Source organism: Thermoactinomyces sp. CICC 10523, assembly GCF_016055105.1.
Lineage (GTDB): Bacteria > Bacillota > Bacilli > Thermoactinomycetales > Thermoactinomycetaceae > Thermoactinomyces_A > Thermoactinomyces_A daqus.
In genome coordinates, this window is the sequence record NZ_JAECVX010000001.1 from 255,676 (window position 1) to 281,078 (window position 25,403).

The 25,403-nt window shown below is 50.2% G+C and carries 30 protein-coding genes; 6 read left to right on the top strand and 24 right to left on the bottom strand.

What is annotated here, in order from left to right:
* Positions 1–15 precede the first annotated feature (15 nt).
* The 14 genes from folD to I8U19_RS01395 form a co-directional block, all read right to left on the bottom strand.
* The gene (gene folD / locus I8U19_RS01330) at positions 16–873 is read right to left on the bottom strand and encodes a bifunctional methylenetetrahydrofolate dehydrogenase/methenyltetrahydrofolate cyclohydrolase FolD (protein ID WP_198054977.1); all 858 of its coding nucleotides are present in this window, start codon (positions 871–873) and stop codon (positions 16–18) included.
* A gap of 133 nt (positions 874–1,006) precedes the next feature.
* Positions 1,007–1,438 carry a transcription antitermination factor NusB gene (nusB, locus tag I8U19_RS01335; RefSeq protein ID WP_033101930.1) on the bottom strand — a complete coding sequence of 144 codons (432 nt, stop codon included), beginning with the start codon at positions 1,436–1,438 and terminating at the stop codon, positions 1,007–1,009.
* Between the two features lie 76 nt (positions 1,439–1,514).
* Positions 1,515–1,913, bottom strand: a complete 399-nt coding sequence (locus tag I8U19_RS01340; RefSeq protein ID WP_033101931.1) for an Asp23/Gls24 family envelope stress response protein — start codon at positions 1,911–1,913, stop codon at positions 1,515–1,517.
* Between the two features lie 6 nt (positions 1,914–1,919).
* Positions 1,920–3,272 (bottom strand): acetyl-CoA carboxylase biotin carboxylase subunit, encoded by a 1,353-nt coding sequence (gene accC, locus I8U19_RS01345; RefSeq protein WP_033101932.1) that lies wholly within the window; start codon positions 3,270–3,272, stop codon positions 1,920–1,922.
* A gap of 23 nt (positions 3,273–3,295) precedes the next feature.
* Positions 3,296–3,814, bottom strand: coding sequence for an acetyl-CoA carboxylase biotin carboxyl carrier protein (accB, locus tag I8U19_RS01350; protein ID WP_198054978.1), 519 nt, complete (start codon positions 3,812–3,814; stop codon positions 3,296–3,298).
* A gap of 345 nt (positions 3,815–4,159) precedes the next feature.
* Complete coding sequence (locus tag I8U19_RS01355) at positions 4,160–4,717, bottom strand: SpoIIIAH-like family protein (RefSeq protein WP_033101935.1); 558 nt, start codon at positions 4,715–4,717, stop codon at positions 4,160–4,162.
* Positions 4,718–4,731: 14 nt separating this feature from the next.
* Entirely contained in the window at positions 4,732–5,358 is a 627-nt protein-coding gene (gene spoIIIAG, locus I8U19_RS01360) for a stage III sporulation protein AG (RefSeq protein WP_033102358.1), read from the bottom strand.
* Between the two features lie 11 nt (positions 5,359–5,369).
* Positions 5,370–6,008: a stage III sporulation protein AF gene (spoIIIAF, locus tag I8U19_RS01365; protein ID WP_198054979.1), complete on the bottom strand. Its 639-nt coding sequence runs from the start codon at positions 6,006–6,008 to the stop codon at positions 5,370–5,372.
* Positions 6,009–6,017: 9 nt separating this feature from the next.
* Positions 6,018–7,220: a stage III sporulation protein AE gene (spoIIIAE, locus tag I8U19_RS01370; protein ID WP_198054980.1), complete on the bottom strand. Its 1,203-nt coding sequence runs from the start codon at positions 7,218–7,220 to the stop codon at positions 6,018–6,020.
* 12 nt (positions 7,221–7,232) lie between these two features.
* The gene (spoIIIAD, locus tag I8U19_RS01375; protein WP_033102361.1) at positions 7,233–7,622 is read right to left on the bottom strand and encodes a stage III sporulation protein AD; all 390 of its coding nucleotides are present in this window, start codon (positions 7,620–7,622) and stop codon (positions 7,233–7,235) included.
* A gap of 15 nt (positions 7,623–7,637) precedes the next feature.
* Positions 7,638–7,844, bottom strand: a complete 207-nt coding sequence (spoIIIAC, locus tag I8U19_RS01380) for a stage III sporulation protein AC (protein WP_033102362.1) — start codon at positions 7,842–7,844, stop codon at positions 7,638–7,640.
* Positions 7,845–7,865: 21 nt separating this feature from the next.
* Positions 7,866–8,384 carry a stage III sporulation protein SpoIIIAB gene (gene spoIIIAB / locus I8U19_RS01385; protein WP_033102363.1) on the bottom strand — a complete coding sequence of 173 codons (519 nt, stop codon included), beginning with the start codon at positions 8,382–8,384 and terminating at the stop codon, positions 7,866–7,868.
* Complete coding sequence (gene spoIIIAA, locus I8U19_RS01390; RefSeq protein WP_198055134.1) at positions 8,381–9,355, bottom strand: stage III sporulation protein AA; 975 nt, start codon at positions 9,353–9,355, stop codon at positions 8,381–8,383. Before spoIIIAA ends, spoIIIAB begins: the two co-directional genes overlap by 4 nt.
* A 127-nt stretch (positions 9,356–9,482) precedes the next feature.
* Positions 9,483–9,890, bottom strand: coding sequence for a CD1247 N-terminal domain-containing protein (locus I8U19_RS01395; protein WP_198054981.1), 408 nt, complete (start codon positions 9,888–9,890; stop codon positions 9,483–9,485).
* Positions 9,891–10,029: 139 nt separating this feature from the next.
* Between I8U19_RS01395 and I8U19_RS01400 the strand changes: the two genes are divergently transcribed.
* The 3 genes from I8U19_RS01400 to I8U19_RS01410 all read left to right on the top strand — a co-directional run bounded on the left by I8U19_RS01400 (position 10,030) and on the right by I8U19_RS01410 (position 12,708).
* On the top strand, positions 10,030–11,307 hold the full coding sequence (locus I8U19_RS01400) for an MFS transporter (RefSeq protein WP_198054982.1): 1,278 nt from the start codon (positions 10,030–10,032) through the stop codon (positions 11,305–11,307).
* A gap of 74 nt (positions 11,308–11,381) precedes the next feature.
* Entirely contained in the window at positions 11,382–12,194 is an 813-nt protein-coding gene (comA, locus tag I8U19_RS01405) for a phosphosulfolactate synthase (protein WP_198054983.1), read from the top strand.
* A 58-nt stretch (positions 12,195–12,252) separates the two neighbouring features.
* On the top strand, positions 12,253–12,708 hold the full coding sequence (locus I8U19_RS01410) for a DUF441 domain-containing protein (RefSeq protein WP_033102364.1): 456 nt from the start codon (positions 12,253–12,255) through the stop codon (positions 12,706–12,708).
* Between the two features lie 44 nt (positions 12,709–12,752).
* On the opposite strand, the gene I8U19_RS01415 is transcribed toward I8U19_RS01410, so the two are convergent.
* From I8U19_RS01415 to I8U19_RS01455, 9 genes are all read right to left on the bottom strand, one after another.
* Positions 12,753–13,913 carry a conserved virulence factor C family protein gene (locus tag I8U19_RS01415; protein ID WP_198054984.1) on the bottom strand — a complete coding sequence of 387 codons (1,161 nt, stop codon included), beginning with the start codon at positions 13,911–13,913 and terminating at the stop codon, positions 12,753–12,755.
* A 74-nt stretch (positions 13,914–13,987) separates the two neighbouring features.
* Entirely contained in the window at positions 13,988–14,545 is a 558-nt protein-coding gene (gene efp, locus I8U19_RS01420) for an elongation factor P (RefSeq protein ID WP_033102366.1), read from the bottom strand.
* A 17-nt stretch (positions 14,546–14,562) separates the two neighbouring features.
* Entirely contained in the window at positions 14,563–15,633 is a 1,071-nt protein-coding gene (locus tag I8U19_RS01425) for a M24 family metallopeptidase (RefSeq protein WP_198054985.1), read from the bottom strand.
* Between the two features lie 25 nt (positions 15,634–15,658).
* Positions 15,659–16,096: a type II 3-dehydroquinate dehydratase gene (aroQ, locus tag I8U19_RS01430; protein ID WP_033102368.1), complete on the bottom strand. Its 438-nt coding sequence runs from the start codon at positions 16,094–16,096 to the stop codon at positions 15,659–15,661.
* A gap of 244 nt (positions 16,097–16,340) precedes the next feature.
* Entirely contained in the window at positions 16,341–18,947 is a 2,607-nt protein-coding gene (locus tag I8U19_RS01435) for a phosphoenolpyruvate synthase (RefSeq protein WP_198054986.1), read from the bottom strand.
* A 173-nt stretch (positions 18,948–19,120) separates the two neighbouring features.
* A complete protein-coding gene (locus tag I8U19_RS01440) occupies positions 19,121–19,582 on the bottom strand; it encodes a pyridoxamine 5'-phosphate oxidase family protein (protein WP_033102369.1) in 462 nt (153 codons plus the stop codon).
* A 107-nt stretch (positions 19,583–19,689) separates the two neighbouring features.
* Positions 19,690–19,920, bottom strand: a complete 231-nt coding sequence (locus tag I8U19_RS01445) for a non-oxidative hydroxyarylic acid decarboxylases subunit D (RefSeq protein WP_198054987.1) — start codon at positions 19,918–19,920, stop codon at positions 19,690–19,692.
* 16 nt (positions 19,921–19,936) lie between these two features.
* Positions 19,937–21,358, bottom strand: a complete 1,422-nt coding sequence (locus tag I8U19_RS01450; RefSeq protein WP_033099152.1) for a non-oxidative hydroxyarylic acid decarboxylases subunit C — start codon at positions 21,356–21,358, stop codon at positions 19,937–19,939.
* Complete coding sequence (locus I8U19_RS01455; RefSeq protein WP_198054988.1) at positions 21,348–21,941, bottom strand: non-oxidative hydroxyarylic acid decarboxylases subunit B; 594 nt, start codon at positions 21,939–21,941, stop codon at positions 21,348–21,350. Before I8U19_RS01455 ends, I8U19_RS01450 begins: the two co-directional genes overlap by 11 nt.
* Before the next feature lie 226 nt (positions 21,942–22,167).
* Between I8U19_RS01455 and I8U19_RS01460 the strand changes: the two genes are divergently transcribed.
* The 3 genes from I8U19_RS01460 to I8U19_RS01470 all read left to right on the top strand — a co-directional run bounded on the left by I8U19_RS01460 (position 22,168) and on the right by I8U19_RS01470 (position 24,374).
* A complete protein-coding gene (locus I8U19_RS01460; protein WP_198055135.1) occupies positions 22,168–23,040 on the top strand; it encodes a LysR family transcriptional regulator in 873 nt (290 codons plus the stop codon).
* Positions 23,041–23,165: 125 nt separating this feature from the next.
* Complete coding sequence (locus tag I8U19_RS01465) at positions 23,166–24,095, top strand: DUF1385 domain-containing protein (RefSeq protein WP_198055136.1); 930 nt, start codon at positions 23,166–23,168, stop codon at positions 24,093–24,095.
* An 18-nt stretch (positions 24,096–24,113) separates the two neighbouring features.
* Positions 24,114–24,374, top strand: coding sequence for a hypothetical protein (locus I8U19_RS01470; RefSeq protein WP_033099156.1), 261 nt, complete (start codon positions 24,114–24,116; stop codon positions 24,372–24,374).
* A 48-nt stretch (positions 24,375–24,422) separates the two neighbouring features.
* Here I8U19_RS01470 and I8U19_RS01475 read toward each other — a convergent pair whose 3' ends face one another.
* Positions 24,423–25,400: a patatin-like phospholipase family protein gene (locus I8U19_RS01475; protein ID WP_198054989.1), complete on the bottom strand. Its 978-nt coding sequence runs from the start codon at positions 25,398–25,400 to the stop codon at positions 24,423–24,425.
* Positions 25,401–25,403: the final 3 nt, after the last annotated feature.

The following is a 25,403-nucleotide window of genomic DNA, read 5'->3' on the forward strand; positions in this document are numbered from 1 at the left end:
TTTGAAGTGAAGGGATTAACTGATGCCGTGAATCTGTTTGGCTGCGATGACGGTGTTTTTCATCAGCATGGCCACCGTCATCGGCCCGACGCCGCCCGGCACGGGAGTGATGGCCGATGCGAGCGGAGCCACCCCGCCAAAATCGACATCGCCGACCAATTTCCCTTCGCGATTGCGGTTCATGCCCACATCGATCACGACAGCACCCGGTTTCACATGATCAGCGGTAATCATCTCCGCCATACCGACTGCGACCACAAGAATGTCAGCCTGCTTTGTAAAAGAAGGCAGATCACGCGTACGCGAATGACACATCGTAACCGTTGCATTCGCTTGCTGCAACAAGAGAGAAATCGGTTTGCCGACGATATTGCTGCGGCCCACCACCACGGCATGTTTGCCTTCTGTCTTGATGCCGGAACGCTTCAGGAGTTCCATGATTCCGTAAGGTGTGCAAGGGATGATTCCCTCCAACCCGACCAAAAGGTTCCCCATATTGATCGGGGTAAAGCCGTCGACATCCTTATTCGGTGAAATGGTCGCGATCACCTTGTTCGGATCCATGTGGGCCGGCAGCGGCAATTGCACCAAAATCCCGTGAACAGCCGGGTCCTCATTTAACTGTTTCACAACGGCAAGCAGCTCTTCTTCCGAAGCTTCTTCACTCATGCGCACCAGATTGGAACGGATTCCCACCTCTTCGGATGCGCGTATTTTTCCTCGTACATATGTTTCCGAGGCAGGATTGTTTCCTACCAAGATAACGGTAAGTCCAGGTTCAATCCCCTGTTCTTTTAACCGGATCACTTCTTGTTTTAACTCATTTCTTACCGTTTGTGCAACCTCTTTCCCATTGATCAACTTTGCAGTCATTATCCCAACTCCTTAACATTAATTGATGTAAACCTCGTTAATGTTCAGTTTATATCGTTATTTTTTGGCTGTAAAGTTTCAGGTAATGTTCGTGATTTAAAAAATATGAGAGGGTGTACTTCCCCTCTCTGCGTCAACTCTCTTGTATCTGCTTTTGTTCTTGCTTGATTTGTTCCAAATTGGCGACGACACTACCGAGCACTCCATTGATAAATCTTCCCGACTCGGGCCCGCCGAACGCCTTGCCAAGTTCAACCGCTTCGTTTAAGACAGCCGCTTTTGGCGTATCTTCAAAAAGCAATTCATAGACGGCCATACGCAGGATGGTACGGTCAACCGAAGAGAGCCGGCCAACTGACCAACCTTTTTTCAAAAACCGGGTGATAATCGCATCAGCGCCGGCGGCATGTTGCCTGATCCCGTGAGCCAGGCGCAAATAAAACGACCGATCCTCTTCGTTCAGCTTTCCGCCGCGGCTCGCGATTACCTCTTCTACATTGTCCGGGTGAAAATCGCACTCATAAAGTGCTTGAACCACTTTTTCTCTTACCGTTCTTCTGCTCATTCCAACTTTCCTCCAAAAAGAAGCCCGAGCCGTAAAGCCCGGTTCAAATATACGCCCCTGAAGGGCTGATCATTCTCTATCTTACCCTCCCGGAAGATTCCTGTTCGGTATTTTTTTCCTGAGGGAATTTGATGCCGTCAACCCGGACTACCACCTGATCGACAATCAATCCGGTCATGCTTTCCACAGCCGATTTTACCTGCTCCTGAATTTCCTGACCCACTTCGGGGATGTTATATCCGTACTGTACGACTACAGCCAGTTCAATCACCAATTGATCATCCAGCTCTACGCGAATCCCTTTTTTAACATTTTTTCTCCCCAACAGCTGGTTCAGGTTGCTGGCAACGCCACCGCTGAGACCGACCACACCTTCAACACGGGAAGCGGCAATGCCGGAAATGATCTGAATCACCTCGGGAGCAATCTCCACTTTCCCCAATTGGTTTTCGTCGTAGCGATATACTTCGTTCATTTGATCCTAACGCTCCTCATCTAAATTAGTCGTTTCCAAAAACTGGATATGGAAATCACCGGAGATGAATTTTGAATGGTTAATGACTTGTAAATGGAACGGGATGGTGGTGTAAACCCCATCGACAGCAAATTCCCGCAGGGCGCGATTCATGCGATCGATCGCTTCCTGGCGGTCTTTTCCCCATACGATCAGCTTGGCGATCATCGAATCGTAATACGGAGTAATCCGATATCCCTGATAGCAGGCGCTGTCCACGCGCACACCGTTTCCGCCGGGCGGCAGGTAAAATTCAACCGTTCCCGGAGAAGGCATAAAGTTTTTATCCGGCCGTTCCGCATTGATGCGGCACTCGATGGCCCAACCGTCAAACCGGACATCTTTCTGGCTGATTTCCAATTTCTTTCCGGCGGCGATGAGAATTTGCTCTTTCACGAGATCGACACCCGTAATCAGTTCCGTCACCGGATGCTCCACCTGAATGCGTGTGTTCATCTCCATAAAGTAAAAATTGCCTTCGCGGTCAAGCAAAAATTCGACTGTTCCCGCTCCGGAATAATTTACCGATTTCGCCGCCCGAACAGCCGCCTCCCCCATTCGCTCCCGCAGCTCGGGATTTAAGGCCGGCGAAGGGGCTTCTTCGATCAGCTTTTGATAACGGCGCTGAATGGAACAATCCCGTTCTCCCAAATGGATGCAATTCCCGTAGTTGTCGGCCAAAATCTGGATCTCGATATGTCTTGGTTGCACCAAAAATTTTTCCAGATAAACACCCGGATTGCCAAAATTGGCTTCCGCCTCTTTCTGTGCGAGATTGATGGCGCGTTTTAATTCTTCTTCGTTATGAACGATGCGCATTCCTTTGCCGCCACCGCCCGCAGTCGCTTTGACAATGACGGGGTAGCCGATTTCTTTCGCTGTTTTGGCGGCTTCATCCAGATCCTCGATAATGCCCTCCGTTCCTGGAACCGTCGGTACCCCGGCCTCCTTCATCGTTTCTTTTGCTGTGGTTTTATCGCCCATCCTCGTAATCGCTTCCGGCGATGGTCCGATAAAGGTAATATTACATTCGGCGCAGAGTTCGGCAAAATCCGCGTTTTCCGCTAAAAAACCATACCCCGGATGGATGGCATCCACTCCGACGAGCGTCGCAGTACTCAGCAGGTTGGTCATATTGAGATAACTCTCTTTTCCCGGTGCCGGACCGATGCAATAGGCTTCATCCGCCAATGTTACATGAAGCGCATCGCGATCGGCTTCGGAGAAAACCGCGACCGTGCTGATACCGAGTTCCCGGCAGGCCCGAATGATCCGGACCGCAATTTCGCCGCGGTTTGCGATCAATACTTTCTTAAACATTCAGTGTCTCCCCTTCCACAGCCTTACGAACGTTTTACCAGGAACAGCGGCTGACCGTATTCAACCAGTTGACCGTTTTCAACCAGCACTTTGACAACAGTGCCGCGCACTTCCGCCTCGATCTCGTTCATCAGCTTCATCGCTTCTACGATGCAGACAACCGTATTCTCCTGAATTTCATCCCCTTCTTTGACATAGGGGTCTGCATCCGGCGAAGGAGCGCGATAAAACGTTCCAACCATCGGGGATACAATTTTATGTAAGTTTGCGTCATCCAGTTCATCTGCCGGCTTTTTCGGTTCGGCCGGTGCTTCGGCAGCCACTGAGGCAGCTTGGGTTTCAACCGGTTTTACCGCAGCCGCCGGTACCGCTGCGGGCTTTGCCTCTCCGGCAATTCCCGGTTGCGGCAAAGTCGCTTCCGCACGTCCGGTCGCTTTTTTGATGATTACTTTTGCCCCTTCGTTGTCAAGTTCAAATTCCTCGATTTGCGATTCATCAATTAAACGAATGAGTTCGCGAATTTCATGCATTTTGAATGCCATTTCCAGCCCCTCCTGGTTTTCGGAAAAAATGTAGTTTCATAAGTCCTTATAACCATTTTGAGTGTTTCCGCACTCCATGGCCTATTATACTTGTGCCCTCAGCACACCCACAAGGGGGAGCTCGCTCCCCGGGGGAAAGTCAGAAACCTCCGCCCGCTTCTCATAAAAATCAGTTTTTTTACCGACACCGCTAATAGCATAACTTTTTTTTAAGGCTTTGACCACCCCCAGATTCGAGACAAACACAGGTCTTACTATTTTTTCCATGCCAGAGATGAAAAAACCGGTTTTGATAAAATAAAAACCAGTTCCTTTGCGGAAACTGGCCAACGCAAAATGCGTATATTACTGCCGGTAAGCGACAGAGACGTGTTGCGGAGAAACATTGAGATGCTGACGGACAAGGCTGATCAGCTTCACCACTTGCTGCGGGGTTAATTTGTCACTCTGCACAACGACATCGACATGCGGATTGTTTGTAACGACAACCGCGTCACTGTACCCTTGCTTGCGAATCAGATCTTCCAGAACGGTTTCCTGATTGTCCACTTTCATCAACTGCTGAATTTTGCTGTTTGCTTCCTTTAAATCCTGATCCGAAGCATCGGGATTGGTCAGTACTTTCATGTAATCTTCCACCATCTTTTGCCTCAGTGTACTGCGTTCCAACTGATAGCCGACAAAATAATCATCGTCGTTTTGCTGTTTGAGGATATCCTTTTCCGATGCTGCCGGCTGATCGACCGGTTTGATATCCACATTGATCCCTTTGGCCGCTTTTTCGGACCGGCTCGCTTCCTGCCCCACCGGCTCAACCGGACCGGTGACAATATAATAGGCTGACAAAACCACCATAATCGAAAGCATGGTAATTAACCAAACTGTTTGTTTGTTGATGGACATTTTTTACCCTCCTTTTATCCTCTTGGCAAAACTGAAATTCGATGCAGCGGAACATCGAGTGTACGCTGGATCGCTTCAATGACCAGCGCTTTTACTTTCAGATTTTCCACGCCCCTGGCAACGACGAGCACCCCTCTCACTTTTGGCTTCAACCGTTTGACAATCACGGGCACCTCCCCGTTCTCTCCGCGGTAATACGCGGTTTTGCGATCAATGGTGTTTTGGGTGATGGAACGGTTGCCGCCATTTTTATCGCGTTCGGTGGTCACCTGCTCGGATTCGCGCTCATCGGTCTGTACCACTTCTTCTTCAGTGGAATCCAAATTCACGATGACCGAAACATCATCAACCCCGACGATCTCGCTGAGCACTTCTTTCAATTCCGTTTCATACATCCGCTCATACTCCTGCATGCTTCCACTGTCACCCCGGCTTTGCAGGGGTTTTGCCCCGGTCTCCAGCGAAGGAGGATTGCCCGTGGAAAGTTCAGGCCCGTCATTTTCCCTGACGTTGAAAAATGAGGATAAAATCATGATCATCAGCCCGACTCCGCCCATAATGATGATCAGGCCAAAGCGGTTTTTTTGCTTTTCACTCCCCCCCATTTTCCCGATGATTTGATCCAGCCATTTCTTAAACATGCTTTCACCTCCTACCCATCCGGCTGTGTAAAGGTGACGATGATCTGATCGGGAGCCAGATCCCAGCTGTCGGCGATAAAACGGGAGATGTGCTCGCCGATCCGCTGTTGTTCGTCGTTTTTGGCCCGTTGCGGACTTTCATCCCCGACTTGGATGTGTACCGGTTCGATCGGCTTCATTGCCGGATTGGCCGGATTTTCATCCGCTTTCCCTTCTTCCAGCAGAATCCGAACCTGTCTGATTTCCCATTGATTCTCCTTTTGCGCCAACGTCACATCGGCATCGGCTACCGTGATGTGAAAGTGACGGTTTATCTGATCCTTGATTTCCTGAGCCATCGCCTGCTCCGACCGGTCGCGGATCTGCTCCGTCTGGGAATGTTTCACTTTTGCGCTGTCCTCCCGGATTTGCGAAATCGGCTCCATGCCTTTTCCCGTCGGATTCATTGTTCCAAAGGCGATCCGGGACAAATCCAGATCCTTGGAAAGCAGATGGAAAATCGGCGACAAGATCGCCATGATAATCAACAGCCCCATCACCAGCTTCACATACCGGTCCAATGAATGATTGGGCAGCAGCAAATCGATAAAAGCGGCGATGAGAATCAGCAGTATCACTTGTTTTAACCAATCGCCGAGCCACTCGATCAATGTAACCACCTACCTGACCATCGCCGCGATGTTCCCGGAAGCGACGATAATCGTAATTGCCAGAAAAAACATCAGCCCGACCGTCGCCAGCGCGGCAAAAATGTAGATCAAAGTCCGGCCGATGGTCTCAAGGCTTTCGATGATCGGGCTGTTGCCCAAAGGTTGCATCACCGCCGCAGAGAAGTTGTAAATCAGCGCGAGCGAAAGAATTTTAACCGCCGGAAAGGCGCAAATCATCAGTAAAATAATGACACCCGCCAGACCGATGGTGTTTTTCACCAACAGCGAAGCGCCCACCACCGTGTCAGCCGCTTCCGAGATCGTGCGGCCGATGACCGGAACGAAATTGCCGGTAATATACTTGGCCGTGCGCAAAGTAATGCCGTCCGTCACTGCCGAAGCCGTTCCCTGAATGGACAGGACGCCGAGAAATATGGTCAGCAATCCGCCAAGCAACGAGATGCTGATTTTCCGCATCAGCCCCGCCAGCTGATTTACCTTGTATTTATCCGACAAGCTGCTGACGATGCTGAGGATCGCCGAGAAAAAAAGGAGCGGAAAGACCAGGGTATAGATAAAGGTCCCAATCGTATGAATCATAAAGACGATAAACGGGTGAAACAACGTGGCCGATCCGATATTTCCCATCGTCATCATCAGTGTCAACATGAGCGGAACCAGGGCGAGCATGAAATCGATCATGCGTCCGATCGCGGTTCTCGCGGCTTCGACGGCCACATGAAAGCTGTTCACCATCAAAATAATCAAAACCAAAAACGCAATCGCATAAGCGACTTTGCTAACTTGATTTCGTTCAAAGGCCGTCTGCAGGGTCTGCAGAATCATGCTGAAAACAGTCAGGATGAGAATGCTGCCAAGCAATTTCCCGTTATAAAGAATTTCATGAAAAAAATAGCGCAGAAAAGCCAGGGCAACATCTTTGATGCTCCATTCCTTTTTGCCGGACAACAGCATGTCAAACAGGTTCGGAAAGTTTCCCCGGTCGAAAAACTTGCCGTAATCATCGCTGAGCTGGCTCCAAAACGACTCTACCTGCTTTGTCTGCAACTGGTTAAGCTGGGATCGTACGAGCTGATTGGTGATCGAAGCATCCTGTCCTTCCCCGCCTTCTTGCGCCCCGGCGATGAGCGGGGTGAACCAAAGGGCCAGGATCACCGGAAGCATCCAGAAAAATCGCCTTTTCCATCTCATACGGGTTCATCCTTACGAAGGTAAAATTTGCATAATCGTTTCGATGATCACAGTGATGATCGGAATTGCCATAACCATGATGAGAATCTTGCCGGCGAGTTCAATCTTGGATGCGATGGCTCCTTGTCCCGCATCGCGCGTCACCTGGGCGCCAAATTCAGCGATATAGGCAATGCCGATAATCTTGAGGATCGTCTCAAGGAACAAGTTGTTCACGTGCGCTTGATGGGCCAGATTTTCCAGTACGCCGATCACTTCGCTGATTTTTCCGACAAGGGAAATAAAAATGATAATCCCGACAAAGGTCGCCAGCAAAAAGGCGAAAACCGGTTTTTGCTCTTTAATGACCAAGATCAGAAACGTCGTGACGAGGCCCAGACCCACCACCTGGATAATTTCCAAGCGGATCGCCTCCCATCATGCGCGAAAAAGAAACACATTTTTGATTGTTTGAAACAAATCCTGAACCAACATCGCCACCATAAACAACACCACCACAAATCCGAACAATGTCACCCAATGGGCGAAATCTTCTTTTCCCATCTGCTTTAGCACCGTGTGAATCATCGCGACGATGATCCCGATCCCTGCGATCTGGAAGACTGAATCCAAATGGTACGGCATAGTCACCCTCCATCCGCCACGTTAAATCAACAAAATTACCAATAGCGCACCGGTCAAAATCCCCATCGTTTTATACATTTTTTCATACCGTTCCTGTTCGGATCTTGCTTTGCTCTCTTCCATTTCCAGCCGGGTGGCGGCCAGCTGCAAATGATGAAGTTGATCCGCGCGACTTGAATTGCCCAGCACATGGCACAATTTCAACAGAATTTCTTTCTCTGTTTTGGACAGGGCAGTATGACGCCACTCCTCCTCGATCGCCCGGTGCAAACACTGGTATGTAGATTCACCATCCATGCTGAGCAGATTTTTGCTGCCTTTTTCGAGAATTCGCGCAAGGGCGCCGCCGGCTGTTTCAGCGATCCGGGACAGAGCGTCGGCCAATGGCCGGACTCCATAATTGATTTCCGTCTGCAACAAGGCGAGACACGAGCGCAATTCCCTTATTTGCCGCGGCCTTTCCCGGAGATTTCCGGCGAGCAAAAACCCCGCCCATGTGGAAGCGATCAGAATGAAAATCGCGCCCGCCCATTTAATCACAGGGGATGCACCTTCCGCGAACGGGACACGGACAAGTCAAGCGGTTCAAACATGTGGTTATATATCGCTTCCACCGTACCCGGTCCTTTGGAACGGCTCAGGACGATCACGCGGGAAAAAACTTCCTCCTCCATCAGCTCGGACAAGATGGGCCGCCGCCGAATCTCATCCACCGATTGGCCGTGAACGGTAACAAAGAGGCGGATCCCGGCATAGACCGCTTCATGGACGGCCTGGCTGTCTTCCCTGCTGCCGATTTCATCCACAACCAGAATGTCGGGGGACATCGAGCGGATCATCATCATCATGCCTTCTGCTTTCGGACACGCATCCAAAACATCGGTTCGCGGCCCCAGATCGTGTTGCGGCACCCCGCCCACGCTGCCGGCGATTTCAGATCGCTCATCCACAATTCCCACTTTATGCGACCGGTGATGATCTCCGCCCAGGCTCGCCAACCGTGCCAGATCGCGAATCAGCGTGGTTTTGCCGCATTGTGGCGGTGAGACGATCAGGACATTTTCCGCACGCCCATGCGGGAAAACGAACGGAATCAGTGATTCCCCCACCCCCTTGATCTGCCTGGCAATCCGCACATTAAATCCGGTGACATCGCGCAGTAGCTTTACTTTTCCTTGCTCCATCACAACCCTGCCCACCAGTCCCACCCGATGGCCTCCTTCGATGGTCACAAAACCTTTTCTCAGTTCTTCATCCATGGCATATAATGAATGATTACTGATCAGGTTCAGTATTTTCAGGCAATCTTCTTTGCCGGGAAGAAACGAACCGCGCGGAGCATGTGTCAACTGGGCCAAATGATTGACAAACCAGGATTGCTCCGAAGTGATGATCTCCAACGGCCGATCTTGCCGAATTCTGATTTCCTCAAGAGACTCCAAAATCGTCCGGGGAAGGGATTGGATCAATTCCCGAAGAGCCAGGGGAAGAATGCGCAAAACGGGTTTGATCGACATGGAGCACCTCCTGTCCCAGAAAAATCTTTTATTCCCATTCTTATGTAAGCTTGTTCGTATTATGACAAGCATAAAAAAAGAGCGGCCTTTTCCGCTCCATCCAGATCAAAAAGGGATCCATCTATTCAGTGGCGGTAATTAAATCATCCACTTCCTCTTCGTTCACATCTTCCACTTCAAGCAGCGTATGGCATTTGGGGCAGAGGAGTTCGACGGAATCATCTTCCAAATCCTCTTCATCCAGCAGCACTTCTTCGCCGCATTCCGGGCAGACGACCTCAACCATCCCTTCATCATCCTCCTCACCATAAGTGAGAAGCTCCACATCATTCAAGTCCTCGTCAATTGCTTCCACATACTCTTCCAGTTCCGTCAGACGGCGGGCCATTTGCTCGTTGGTCTCGATCAACTGATCGATGATATCGAGCAAACGGTTTAATCCTTTATATTCAACATGGTGCTGATGGTCGGAATCACCTTCCAAAAGGCCCTGGATATAAGAAATTTCCCGTCTTAAGCTTTCATACATATCATTTCACCTCATCCACTTGAACGTTATCGTTATTGTTCCACGATTCCCGGCCAAAAATCATTCAATAACTGGCAGATAAAAAATGATTTGGCAGGGAAAGCTAAGATCAATCTGATTTGCACAAGAGGTGAACTTCATGGCTCAAGGCTCAATTGTTGAGAGCAAAGACCGTTCGCCGACGCTTTGGGCTCTCATCACTTTAAGTTTCATCCCGTTTATCATGGTTCTTGGCAACTCCATGCTCATACCCGTTTTGCCCACAGTCAGCAAAGTGCTGAACGTAACGTCTTTTCAGGTCAGCTTGTTGATTACGTTATTTTCCATTCCTGCTGCCATCGTCATCCCTTTAGCCGGCATTTTATCCGACAGGGTCGGGCGAAAAAAGGTGGTGATCCTTTGTCTCCTGCTGTACGGTCTCGGAGGCTTGCTGGCGGGATTTTCTTCCATATGGAAAGGCGGTTCTTTCACATTGCTGCTCGCATCGCGGATCATCCAGGGCATTGGTGCAGCCGGAACAGCCCCCATCGCGATGGTTTTGGTCGGTGACCTCTACAAAAAGCAAAACCGCAGCAAAGCCCTGGGCATCATCGAAGCTTCCAACGCGATGGGAAAGGTATTGAGTCCGATCCTCGGTTCCTTGATCGCCATGATCACCTGGTATGCCATGTTTTTCGCCTTTCCCCTGCTTTGTGTGCCGGCTGCGGTCGCCCTGTGGAAACTGGTTGACGAACCGGCAGCAAAAGAAAAACCGCAGCCTCTTTCCGAGTACAAACAACATGTCATAAAGATTTTTCGCCGCCAGGGGAAGTGGATGTCCGTCGCTTTCCTGGCCGGTGCAATCATCATGTTTACGATGTTCGGCGTTCTCTTTTATCTGTCCGATTTCCTGGAAAAAATTTATAAAATTGACGGTATGTTCAAAGGGGTCATATTGGCCATTCCGCTTCTTGCGTTATGTATGACCGCCTATCTAAGCGGTTCCCATGTGAAAGAAAAAACGAACAAAATGAAAAAATTTATCCTGATCGGCCTCGTTTTGGCCACTTTATCCGTCGCCGCAGTGCCCTGGTTTAAAAATGTGTATTGGCTGGTGGGCTGTTCCTTCTTCATCGGGATTGGCAGCGGGTTGATCCTCCCCTGTCTCAATACCCTGATCACATCGGCGATCGGACTTCAGGAACGCGGAATCATCACCGCCTTATACAACAGCGTCCGCTTTTTTGGTGTCGCATTGGGGCCACCCGTTTTCAGCAGTTTATCCAGCCGGCCTTTCCCCTTATTTATCGGGCTTGGGATCATGCTGATCATTACCTTTTTCCTGGCGCTCATCTTTATCCGGCGGCCCCAGCGCCTGAAAGGGAAAGATGGGCAATCACGCCTGTTGCTGCGAAAAAAACGCCTTTCCCCTGTTTAAGCAAATGAAAAGGCACAAGGTCATTCGCCTATGCATAAACTGGAATTGAAGCCCATTTAGAGGAGGCGAATGGCTTGAAGAAAAAACAATGTATTTGGCATGAGGAGCTCACCGATCTCAGCCTGCAACGAGCTGAAAAACCCCGGCAGACCGGCATTACCATGGTAATGGACAAAGGGCTGGGGTTAACGGCGTTTCGCGATCTGCTGGAACTTGCCGGCAGCCATCTTGATTTTATCAAGATCGGTTTTGGTACCGCCGCGGTCACTCCGGCAGACATTTTGCGGGAAAAAGCCGCACTGGCCAAGCAGCACGGCGTCTTCCTTTACCCCGGGGGAACCTTTTTTGAGATTGCTTACAGCAAAAATAAATGGGAGCTCTTCATCGAGACAGTCGCCGAACTGGGGATGGAGTGGATGGAGGTCTCGGCAGGGACGATCGATCTTCCCTCCCACGACCGGAAACAAATCATCAGGCGCTGCCGAGAGAGCGGACTCCATGTAGTAACGGAAATCGGAAAAAAGCAATCCGGTTACCTCTATCCTGTTTCTTCGTTTGTCAAAACCTATGAGGAAGATCTGGAGAGCGGAGCCTCCTACGTGATTGTGGAAGGAAGGGAAAATGGCAAGGAAATCGGCATCTTTGACCATGAGGGAAAAATCAGGTTACCCGTTCTCTACCAGCTGATTGAACAAACAAACCCCGACCGCCTGATCTGGGAGGCTCCCTGCAAAGATCAGCAAATCACGCTTTTAAAGATCCTTGGAAGCAATGCCAATTTCGGAAATATTCCGCATTACGATATTTTGGCGCTCGAATGCCTGCGGCGGGGACTCCGGGCGGATACGTTTACCGACTATTGCGGTATGATCGGTGAATTTCGTTAATAAAATAACCAAGCCCCTCATAAAGTGGTACAAACACCACAAAATAGGGGTAAATTTCATGAATCCCGATCTTTTGCTCGTCGGTCTCATTATTATTGGTATGTTAGGAAGATCGCCCATTATCTCAACTGCGGCAAGCCTTTTGCTTATGTTGAAATTTATTCACCTGGAACGTTACTTTCTTGCGCTGGAGCGCCGCGGCATGGAGTTTGGCCTTCTGTTTCTGACGATCGCCGTTCTTGTCCCTTTCGCCAGCGGACGCATTCAATCGAAGGATATCGCTCAGGTGTTTTTAACTCTCCCCGGGATCCTGGCGCTCCTCGGTGGGGCACTGGCGACATACATGAACGGGAAAGGGCTTGATCTCCTGAAAGTCGATCCACAGTTGATCGTCGGCATGGTACTCGGCTCCATCTTCGGCATTTTATTTTTAAGGGGCATTCCAGTCGGACCGCTGATGGCTGCAGGAATCACCGCCTTTTTATTGAAACTGTTTAAATGGTGGCTGAACTGAATCGATTGCAAGCCCTTCACTTTTCGGCGAAGGGCTTTTCTCTTTCACTGATCTTTGCGGTCTTCTTCCATTTTCCTCATCATCTGCTGCCACACGGTTCCGCTGGCTTCTTCTCCCCGCTCAATCCTCTCCAGCGCCATTCTGGCCTGTAAACGCACTTCAAATTCCCGATCGTTTGCCGCCTGACGAAGTGCCGGCAGAGCCGTTTCATCTCCGATTTCATATAAAAATCTCGCCGCGCGCCACCGCACCAATTTGTTCGGGTCCGTCAACACTTCGCACATCGCCGGAATGGCTTCTGCATACCCCAGATCCGACAACGTATCGCCTGCCGTCCGGCGCACGATCGGCGACGCATCTTTCAAGGCGCGATAAAGGAAGGGAAGCACCTCTTTGTTTTCCAAAAACCCCAGATAAACCACCGCCAGGCGGCGAATTGCAGCTTTGGAATCGGACAGGGCCAGATCCAAAATGTCGGTATCATCCAGGCTGGGTTCAAATTGTTCCAAAGCCGCATACCGCTTTTTCCAATCCTCCTCGCGAAAAGCGGCGAGCACTTCTTCCCTGCTGATGGCCGTTTTTTGCTTCTCTTTCTCCTGATCGGAAGCAAAGGCGAGTTCCACCAGGCGCTTGAGGCGCTCTTCATCATACGCGGCCGATATCTCTTCAACCACCTGGGCCCCCACTTCCTGAACATCGCCATAGCGCGGTTTCTGCTGCACCCATTTCCGCTCAAAAACGAGATTGGTCGTCGCCTTTTGCGCCTCCATCACGGCCTCTTTAAACCGCTCCGGCAGTCCAAACCGCGTTTCCTCCCCATTTTTTATGATTTTGACTTGCATAGGAATATCTTTAATCTGCTGAATCTGCACCTCCACTTCACCAAACGACGCATCCTCCGAAGTATCCGTCACAAGATTTCCCGTCTTCGTTTCTTTTGTCGGCTCAGTCTCTCCCAAAACGGCCCGGGCCGCCGCCAACACCGTTTCCCAGTCGGCTTTGGGATGGCGCTCAAGAGAAATAAAATCAAGAACCTGAAACACTCCGGTCACACCGTCGATGGCGACCAGTTTCCGCAGATAATCGGGGGCCCCTTCCTGCTTTTCTCTGCTCACATTATAGCTCTTGCCCGGTTCAAGCGATTCATCCAGATTCAGTTTCATCACATTCGGGCTGGGTGTCGGTTCAACTGAGACAATTTTCATTCTTCTCCTCCTCTTCACGGAAATAATACAAAACCTCCATAGCCTTTGAGCCACAGAGGTTTTTGAGGACAGACTTACGCGCGGGACACATATTCTCCGCTGCGGGTATCGACCACGAGGCGATCTCCCACGTTGATAAACAACGGAACCTGAACGACGAATCCGGTGGAAAGCTTTGCCGGTTTGCTGCCGCCGGTTGCTGTATCCCCACGGATGCCGGGATCGGTTTCCACCACTTCCAGTTCCACGGTGTTGGGCAATTGAATCCCGATTGTTTCACCCTTGTATGAGACGATGTTCACATTCATGTTTTCTTGCAGGAAATTGAGCTCATATTCCAGGCGTTCTGCCGGAAGGGTGATCTGATCGTAAGTTTCATTATCCATAAACGTGTACTCTCCGCCGCTTTCATACAGATATTGCATTTGGCGGGTTTCCACCATCGCGCGCTGCACTTTTTCACCGGCGCGGAATGTGCGTTCCTGAATATTTCCGTTGCGCAAGTTGCGCAGTTTGGAACGGACAAAGGCTGCCCCTTTCCCCGGTTTTACATGTTGAAACTCCAATACTTGCCAAACATCACCATCCAATTCGATGGTAAGGCCGGTACGAAAATCGTTTACACTGATCATGCTTGCATCCTCCAACTCTAATCGATGATAATCAATTCTTTATTGGCATGGGTGATCACTTCATTGCCGGATTCCGTAACAACGACATCGTCCTCAATGCGCACCCCGCCAAAATCAGGGAGATAAATTCCCGGTTCCACGGTAACAACCATTCCCGGGGTGAGCACCGTGTCACCCATGGTGGAAAGCCTCGGCGCTTCGTGAACTTCCAGGCCCAGCCCATGGCCGGTTCCATGGCCGAAATAATCGCCATACCCGTGTTTGCTGATGTAATCACGGGCGACGCGATCAGCCTCGCGCCCGGTCATTCCGGAACGAACCGCGGATACGGTTTGTTTGTTAGCCTCTAATACAATATCATAAATCTCTTTTTGTTTCCCGTCCGGTTTGCCGAGCACCACCGTGCGCGTGATATCGGAAGCGTATCCTTGATAATAGGCGCCAAAGTCGAGCGTTACCAGGTCACCTTTCTCCAGTTTTTTCTCACTTGCCGTTCCATGCGGCAGCGCCGAACGTTTTCCGGAAGCAACGATCGTCTCAAATGAGGATGAAGAGGCTCCCATTTCCCGCATCAGCACTTCAATGCGCAAAGCGACCTCCTTTTCTTTCATCCCCGGTTTCAGCTCCCCGATGAGGGTTTCAAAGGTGCGGTCGACGATTTTCGCGGCATCCCGGATGATCTTCAGTTCTTCCGCATCTTTGATCATGCGCATTTCTTCAACAATCCCGCTGACCGGTTCCGTTTCGATTCCGTCCAATGTGGCTTTGAGCTTCATCGCCTCGGCAAAAGTCAGATGATCCTGCTCAAAGGCCAGTTTTTTCACGCCAAGTTTCTGACATTCTTTGGCAACCGTCCCGAAAATCGACCCCGTGTGCTGAACCAATGTCATATGGGGGGCCTGCTCTTTCACCTGCGTCAAATAGCGAAAATCGGTGATCAAGATCGCTTCTGAAGCGGTGATCAACACCAGGCCCGCCGAACCCGTAAACCCGGATATGTAGCGACGGTTATACGGATTGCTGATCAAAAAGCTGTCCAAACCGGCTTCAGCCATTTTTGTGCGCAAGCGGTCAATCCTCTGTTCCATTGGTTTCACCCCGTTCTTTATCAGATTAGGTCTGGCTCCACTGCCGGACTGCCGACAGGGCCAATTCATAACTCAAGGGGCCAAAGCCGACAATTTGTCCACGGCAAACGGGCGCAGTGACAGAAGTATGCCGAAATGCCTCCCGGGCATGGATATTGGATAAGTGCACTTCAATTACGGGAACATCGACGGAAGCGATCGCATCGCGCAGAGCATAACTGTAATGGGTATAGGCACCCGGGTTGAAAATTATGTAGTCGAATCGGCTCTCTGCGCCGTGAATTTGATTGATCAGTTCCCCTTCGATGTTGCTTTGGAAACATTCGACATCCAGTCCCCACTCTCTCCCCATGGAGATCAATCGGCGATTAATCTCCGTCAAACTGGTCTGACCATAAACCTGCTTCTCCCTTTTACCCAGCAAGTTCAAGTTGGGACCGTGCAAAACAAGCACCTTCGCCACCCTATCACCTCCCCGCTTCCTCCCGTCATTGTACCACAAAATTACGGGAAAGGAGAGCAGGAGGAAGAATCTCTTCTTTTGACGGGAAACATTCATGCCTTCCGGAAGCGGCCAGTCGAGAGGTATTCCCGCTTTCACAGAAAAATTCCCCCGATCAACGAGGGAACAGGAAAAATAAAGGGGTATGAACCTTCGATTCAGATAATAGTTTAACCCCGCTATTGATTTCTATTCAACCGGCCGTTTACGCTAAGATTTCCACAAATCCTTGATTTCCGTCCACCCGAATCCTCTGCCCGTCCTTGATCTTTCCGGTCGCCCCGTCGACTCCGACCACAGCCGGGATTCCATATTCCCGGGCCACGACGGAACCGTGTGTCATCAACCCGCCCACTTCGGTGACCAGCGCTTTGGCTGACTGGAATAACGGAGTCCAGCCGGGATCAGTATGAGGGGCAACCAGAATCTCTCCTTCGTTCAGATGAGCTTCTTCCGGTTTGAGGACAACCCGGGCGATTCCTTCTGCCACTCCGGCAGAAGCGGGAGTTCCGATCAGCGCGCCGCCGGGAAACTCTCCTTTTCTCGGGGAAGGGGTAACCACCTCTCCTTCGCTCGTCATAACCTTTGGCGGCTTTAACGTCTGATGCCATTCGTATTTTTCTTTGCGATCGGCCAGACAAGCGAAGATATCCCGATAAAACTCTCCCTTTGTCAGTTGAATCAACTCGTCAAGAGTAAAGAAAAACGCATCTTCCTTCTCGTTGAGAATTCCTTTCTTCACCAGTTCTTCCGCTTCGGCCAGGATCGCTTTTTTGCATTCATCCAGAATGGAAACAAACAGATATTTGGGGTGCTCCCGCAGTTCGCCCATATAGCGGTACACCTCAATGAGACGCCGAACCCGTTTGGACTTAAAACCGCTTTGCTTTACCTGATCCATTATCCGCTGTGCCGCTTCCCGGGCTTCCTGTTCGCCACGGATAAATTTATGCCGATGTTCTCCCGGCTTCACGCTGCGCATGTGTCCCAGGATGGCGGGAACCAGCCGGGTCGGTGCTTCACGCCAGCGGGGCCTTGTCAAATCGATTTCCCCCGGGCATCTCATTCCGTATTTGGCGATAAAAGCTGCAAAGGCTGCCTTGAATCGCTCTCCTCCGCGAACTTGTAAAAGCCCTTCATAAAAAGTCGCGTCGTTTGCTTTTTGCAAATATGCTTCTACCTCAGGCAATTCCCGCACCAGATCAGCCAAATCGCCGATCTCCAGCCCCATTCTGCTCGTGATATTGCCAGGGAGGGATTTATTTAATTGATGCAATTCTTTGACATCCCCCAGCATTTTCTTCAACAGAAGAAAGGCGATCGGATAACAGGCGACGTATGGCAAGAGTTTCGGGGCAATCTCCTTCCCCAAAACGCCCAATTGATGTTGCACTGCTTCCAGCCGGCTTGCCCCGCTTTTCCCCTGCAACTCTGCACGGATTTCCGATTGCTTTTTCTCCATAAAGCTTTCAACTTTGCTTTTTGCCGATTTCGGATCGCGCTTCCACAAGTTTTTCCATATATCTTTCACGATGGGAACCATCATCCGGACCATGAGTCTGATCAATCCCGGCCTGGGAGAAACCCGTTCAAACTCGGGCCGCCGAATCACTTCATCAATCGCCCGGGCGAGTCCTTCATCGAATAACTGCTCATACGCTTTGGGCACTATTCTTCTTCCCGGCTTGGTGCGAAGCAATTCGGTCGGATCAATAAAAAGACGTCCTCCTGCTTCCAAAAGAACGGATTTCGGAAAAACCGTTCGCATTACGGAGATCCCAAGCGGTTTCATGGCATCGGTCATCATTTGCATATAGCCGAATGAGACCAGGACATGCAGAGGCTCTTGCGGAAGTTCCGGCAAGGGATACAGTGATGTGACCGGACGGCTCTGCACCACAAAAATCCGTCCGTCTTCCAGACAAAACTCGATATCCTGCGGGGAACCAAAATGAGCCTCGATTCTTTTTCCCAGGTCAGCCAGCTGCACGATCTGTTCGTCTGTCAGCGCTTGCTGTCTTTGTTGGTCAAGGGGCAACTCCTTTTTCACCGTTCCCCCTTCCGGCAGGGAAAAAATCGCGATTTTCTTTTCGGCGATTTTTTTGTCGATGATCCGTCCCGCTCTCACCCTGTATAAATCCGGTGAGACGATTCCCGATACAATCGCTTCCCCCAAGCCGAAACCGGCATCGATGGAAATGATTTGGCGGTTCCCGGAAGCCGGATCAGCCGTGAACATAATCCCCGATATTTCCGGATTCACCATTCGCTGCACCACGACCGAAAGATAAACCTGGCGGTGATCAAAGCCGTTTTTGGACCTATATGAAATTGCGCGGTCGGTAAACAGAGATGCCCAGCATTTCCGGACATGACGCAACAATTCATCCTGTCCCCTGATGTTCAGGAAAGTATCCTGCTGGCCGGCGAAGGAAGCGGCAGGCAGATCCTCCGCCGTCGCACTGGAACGAACCGCATAAGCATACTCTTTTCCGACCTTTTCCCAGGCTTGAACAATTTGCTCCGCCAACCGGACAGGGATGTCCAATTGCCGGATATGTGCGCGGATGCGCTCTCCCAACTTCCGCAGCCGTGGTAAATCATTCGGGTTTACGGCATTCAGTTCATCAAGCATTGCATCCATTTCCGGGCTTGTGGCCATAAAATCCTGATAAGCGAATGTTGTCACACAAAAACCGTCCGGCACCGGAAAACCGGCCTTGGTCAATTCACCCAGGTTTGCCCCTTTCCCTCCGACAACGGAAAGGCTGGATCGATCCACCTGATCGAAAAACAAAATATATGAATCCACCCGACATATCCCCTTCCAGCCCGAACTTTAATAAGGTAAGTACTTACTTTCCTCATGTTCAGCCTAACATAGTGATATCCCATTGTAAAGCGATATATCCCAAAGACGTGTACATGAAAAAAGAGTTGCTCTGTCTCGTCACAGAACAACTCTCGGCGAACCTGATTCCTTTATTATTTGGCCAATTCCTCCAGCGTTTCACTCCAACGGGTGAGAACCGCATCCGGATCTTTCAAATCGATTGTGACGCCTGAACGGATCTCCGCGTATTTCGCCACATCTTCGCGTGCGGAAACAACGGACGCCGCAAAACGTTCCCGCTTGTGTCTGGCCCCCGGCAATTCGGGCAATCTTTTCAAAGAGAGCCGGACATAGTGCGCTTTTCCTGCAAAGAAAACAACAAGCGTTGCTTTCCCTGTGCGGAGGATATTCGCTGTTGTAGTCGTTCCAGGCCAGAGCGCCAGGCGCAGATGCGTCCGGTCAAGCGCCAGAATTTCCCCCACACTCACCATGGCAATATGCGGCCACAGATCTTCCGTCACAGTCAGCAACATCATGGCCTCATGCTGCTTCTCCTCAAGCGACCGGCCATTGAAGAGCTGGCATAATTCTTCGGAAATCCTCTGATTTTCCATCTTTCTCACTCTTTCCTTGAACAGCATCGCTTTTGAAACAGCGAGCTTCCCGTTTCATTGCACCGGCTGTCACCTTCTTCGCAAAGGTGCTGTCACGCCAGTGGAGATCATTTGACGATCCGCTCCGGTACAGCCGGCACCTTGGTCGCACGCGGAACATCGGCAGGATCAACTTTAAACGCCTTGTTGTATTTTTTCGGATCCGTGATCGTTTCAGGTTCGGACGAACGCCAGGTAAACAGGCAAACCGGGCACTGATATACTTCCCAGGCCCCTTCAACCGGTGATTTGGTCACCACTTCCGCTTTCTCCGACTCACATCGCGGACACGTATGCATGGCTACACACTCCTTTTTACTTTCTAAGCATATCACCCAGGATCTTCTCCCATTTCTCCGTACCCAAAGGAGAATCGAGCGGCTGGGAATAATGCCCTCTCGTTTCCGGAGCCACCGGTGTTGTTGCATCAAGAATCATTTTATGCGTAATGCCGGCCGGATTGGAGCCGGGGTCAAGCGGAAGAACCGACAGATCCGGAATGATGACGGCATCGTGTTTCGGGTGCATCTTCGTCGATAAAGCCCACATCACCTGCGGAAGATTAAACGGATCGACATCTTCGTCGACGACGATGACAAGCTTGCAATATCCCAAACCGTGCGGTGTCGTCAACGCCCGCATCCCCACCGCTTTGGCAAAACCGCCGTAACGGCGTTTGGTGGAAATAATGGCAACGAGGCCATGGGTATACATGGCATTGACTGCGACAATTTCTTCCGGGAACGCTTCTTTCAGTTGTTGATAAAGGGGAACGCACGTGTTGATGCCGATCATATAATCGACTTCCGTCCAGGGCATACCTAAATACAGATGTTCAAAGATGGGATTTTTACGGTGGTACACGCGTTTGATCTGGATCACAGGCATGCTTCTCCCGCCGGAATAATGGCCGGTAAATTCTCCAAACGGACCTTCGAATTCACGCACTCCGGCCAGGATTTCCCCTTCCAATACCACTTCTGCACCCCAGGGGATATCGAGATCGGAAAGTTTCGCTTTGACGACCTTATACGGTTCTCCTTGAATGGCACCGGCCATTTCATATTCGGATTGATCGTATAAGAGCGGTGTGGCGGCAACAGTGGAAATCACCGGTTCACAACCGAGCGCAATCGCAACCGGCAAATTTTCGCCCCGCTCTTCCGCCTGCCGCAAATGAATGCCAATATCGTGTTGCGGAACCGGTTGAATTCCCAGACGGTCTTTTCCTTTTACCTGCATTCTGTAAATCCCCACGTTTTGCTTGCCGAAATGCTCAGGATCATTCACATCGCGCGAGATGACACAGGCTTTGTCAATATAAAAACCCCCGTCGCCCTGGTTTAGACGAAACACAGGAAGAATCTCGAACAGGTTGATGTTTTCCGTAATTTCAACTTCATGAAAAGGAGCGGTTTCTTCCCGCTGGACGGGAACCGGAAACTGGCTGTAGCGACGGGCGAACTCAAAAAACTGTTCTTTTAGCGGCGTATTTTTGGGCAGTCCCATCATCAGAGCATGATTCGGCCAAGAACCATGGAGATTCATGACCACGCGGGCATTTTTGTATCCGTATATATTATTGAACAAAAGTGCGGGGGTCTGATCTCCCAGATTGCTGATCGCACGGGCTGCCGCCCCGAGATCAGGCTCGGGTTTCACCTCATCACTGATCGTCAGCAGTTGCCCTTCTTTTTCCAATGTCGCCAGAAAGTCGCGCAAATCTTTATATGCCATCTTCATTCCCTCCCTTTGATTGCGAATGCATTCCTTCCCATCTCTTTGCTCCCGGCAGATGAATTCCAAACTGATCAAGCGCCCGAAAAGCGATATGGTCAACCAGGTCATCCAATTTTTTGGGAAGATTATAAAAAGCAGGCATCGGCGGGAAAATAACGGCTCCCATTCGCGACAGTTCCAACATATTTTCAAGATGAATGGTACTGAGAGGGGTTTCCCGCGTCATCAACAAAAGCTTTTTTCTTTCTTTCAGAATGACATCGGCGGCACGGGTCAGGAGATTATCTGCCAACCCGATGCGGATGGAAGCCAGGGTCTTCATGCTGCATGGAGCAACAATCATCCCGTCAACCTGAAAAGATCCGCTCGATATTTTGGCTGCCTGATCCTTGTAAGAATAAGTATAGTCCGCAAGTTTTTCCACATCTTTAACCGAGTAAGGTGTTTCCAACCGGATGGTCGCTGCGGCCCACGGAGAGAGAACCAAATGGGTTTCCACTCCAGCTTCTTTCAGCAACTGAAGGGTGCGCACCCCGAAAATCGCCCCCGTGGCACCGGACATCCCCAATATAATCCTCATCCCGCCCCTCCTTTCTATCAATCAACGCTTTTTTAAAGTAGCCTTTACAAATTTAAAGTATACTCCTCTTTTTGCCATATTTGAAATATCTAAAAAACATACATATAATACTTTTAAAGTATATACTAAGAGGTCTGTTGATTAATTAAATACAAGAATGGGATGGAGTGATTTTTGAACGTTGGCAACCTCCATCCTGACATCTGAACGGAGAGAAGGAGAACGAATGGATATTCGCCAGTTAAAATATTTTGTTGCCATCGCCGAAGAAAAAACGATTACAGGTGCGGCGAGACGGCTTCATATGGCACAGCCTCCGCTGAGCAGGCAGCTGAAGAGAATGGAAGAGGAGCTGGGGGTTACTCTGTTTGAACGGAATAAAAAGAAATGCTTGACGCTTACCCATGAGGGCGAACTGTTTCTGAAAAGAGCAAAAGAAACGCTCAATCATCTGGAAACGGCCATTGTGGAAGTCCGGGAGTTAAGGGAAAGGGTCAGCGGAACCCTGGCGGTCGGGTCCACCATATATTGCGCTTCCTTGATGCTGGAAAAAGTGATGCTCCTTCGGAAACGCAATCCCGCTCTCACCTTCAACATTTGGGAAGGGGAGTCTCCCCGTTTGCTTGAGCTATTGGAAAGCCGGCAGATTGAAATCGCGATTGCCACCAGTTCGGTTTCCGGGCGCAATATCGAAAAGCGCGTTTTGCCAGCGGATCCCTGTGTTCTTGTTTTGCCGGAAAAATGGACGGTTCCGTACGACACATATACGGAACTGGCCAATATCTCCGACTTGCCCCTGATTCTGCTTCGTCCCCTGCACGGCAAAGGGTTGTATGATCAGATCATCAATGAGTTTCAACGTTTGGAACGAGAACCGAATATTCTGTGCGAATGCCATGACTCCGCCATGCTGCTCAGTCTGGTCTCAGCCGGATTCGGTGCAACAATCCTCCCTTTGTCCATGCTTTCACTCAATCCTTTCGGCAATTTTAAAATTCTCCGTTTCAAGAATGATCCTTTGGTGATGGAACCGGCTGTCATTTGGAGAGCCAACAGCTATTTATCCAGATCAGCCAAGGAGTTTTTGCATTTGTTTTAGTTTCACCTTATGTTAGAATAAAACCACCAAATGTTTGTTCCTTCCAGATAAAATGAAGGTGGTGCAACCAGAAATTGGCTGACAAACCTGTAGCATATGGCGGGCAAGCGGTCGTTGAGGGCGTGATGTTTGGCGGCCGTTATGCACAAGTGACCGCCGTGAGGCGAAAAACTGGGGAAATCGAGTTTTTTGAGGTGAAAAAACAAGGACAACCCGGCTTGAAGTGGTTAAGCAAAATTCCGCTTGTGCGTGGAATTGTTGCTCTGGTATTGGCCAGTGCCTCCGGGGCAAAGCATTTGCAGTTTGCATCTGACATGTTCGAACGCGATCATGATGAGGAAGCGGAATCAGCCGATGAGAGCGTACAGGAGAATCAATCAAGTTCCAAATGGGGGATGATTCTCGGTGTCGCCATGGTCGGCATTTTGTCCCTGCTCATCGGAAAAATGGTCTTTACCGCCCTGCCCGCCTTTCTCGCCAGCATCCTGTTTGACCGTTTCGTGCATAGTATGTTTTTGCAGAGTTTAATTGAAGGAGCCATTAAAACCATCCTTCTGCTTGCCTACCTTTGGGGCATCTCATTTACCCCCTTGATCAAGCGCGTTTTTCAATACCACGGTGCCGAGCATAAAGTGATTACCGCCTTTGAACGAGGGGAAGAATTAACCGTAACGAATGTGCAAAAACATTCCACGCTTCATTACCGCTGCGGAAGCAGTTTTATCATTCTCTCGATCATCGTCGGTGTCATCCTCTACTCATTTTTCACTTACCATAGCGTATGGGATCGCATCCTGATTCGCCTGGCGCTGATTCCGCTCGTAATCGGCCTTTCCTACGAGCTTTTACGGATGACAAACGCCGTTAAAGATATCCCGATTCTAGCCTGGCTCGGATATCCGGGACTTTGGTTGCAAAAATTGACAACAAAAGAGCCGACCGACGATCAGGTGGAAGTGGCAATTGCTGCGTTTAACCGCATGCGGGAACTGGACGCCCAAGCAGAAGCACGCCTGGCCAACGGCGTTCAGCGCACCACGCCAGCATTTAATTAAAAAGGGGTGGGGTTGATAATGAAATCAGCCAAAGCTTGGCATTACCTCATTCTCGGCTTGGCAGGTCTCGGTTTTGTGGTTCAGCTGATCAGGGCACCCTTCTCGATTTTGCTGCCTGTGATCATTATTGCGCTGATCTATTTCCTGTTTAAGACACCCCCACAGTGGTTGCTCAGATTCACTTCTGCCCATCCACCGCTCGCGAAAAAAAACAAAGGCAAAAAAGCCCGCAAAAAGAAAAGGCCGTTTCAGGTGATTGACGGAAACAAAAAATATTAAACTCCCCAGCCCTTATACCGCCTAGGACTTGCGGATAAGGGCTGTTTTTTACCCGTTTCCGGCCTTGTCACCAGGGCGCAGATTGTAGGAAATCCCCTGTTTTTTCGCGCGGTCGGCCAAATGTTTGCGGTAATCCCATGTACTGAAGAAACTCTCTGCTGCCCGGGCCCCCGCCTGAAACAGCTCCCTCTTTTTTTCTGCCGATAATGAAAAATCAGTTAATTTAATCCCCAAAGTGGGCACTTGAATCGTCCGCACCCCATCGTGTTCCTTAATGTAGCGGTTATCATGCGCATCCATCATGGTCAAAAAAATGGAAATAAACATGCTGAACGGCCCCTCGATTTCGTGAAAAGCTTTTTCATCCGGTGAAAAAAGCCGAAAACCGAGAGTGGGCCAGCGTGGATTTTCCCGGTCAAAGATCCAGACAGGGAAATTGCTCAGGACTGCACCATCCACGATATAGCATGGTTTTCCACTCGGTTTGTGCAACAGTTTCACCGGATCAAAAAAATAAGGAATGCTGCAACTCATGCGAACCACTCTCGCCACGGAAAATGCTCCGGGATCATACCCATATTCCGTCAAATCATGTGGCAATACGAGCAAACGCCCGCGCGTGATATCCGATGCGATCAGGTGAACAGGCACCTCTTCCCCGAAATCATCGAAGGTGGCAATCCCCTTCTGCAAAAGGAGTTTCTCCACCCATTTTTCCAGGGCATCGCCGGAATAAAATCCTTTCTTAATCAATAAGCTGAGTGCCGGTCCCAGATAGGGAATACGCCCATACCAAGTCCGGATTAAAAATTCAGAAAAATCCTTTTGAAGCAAGATCTCATACAATTCCTTCGCCGTGTATCCGGCTGCCGATAACGTCGCAATCATGGCCCCTGCGGAAGTGCCGGCCACCTTTTTCCATCTGTATCCATGATCTTCGGCCACAGACAGGGCACCGACAAGCCCGATCCCCTTCACTCCCCCGCCTTCAAAGACAGCATCGGCCCAAACCTCATTTCCTTCCATCCC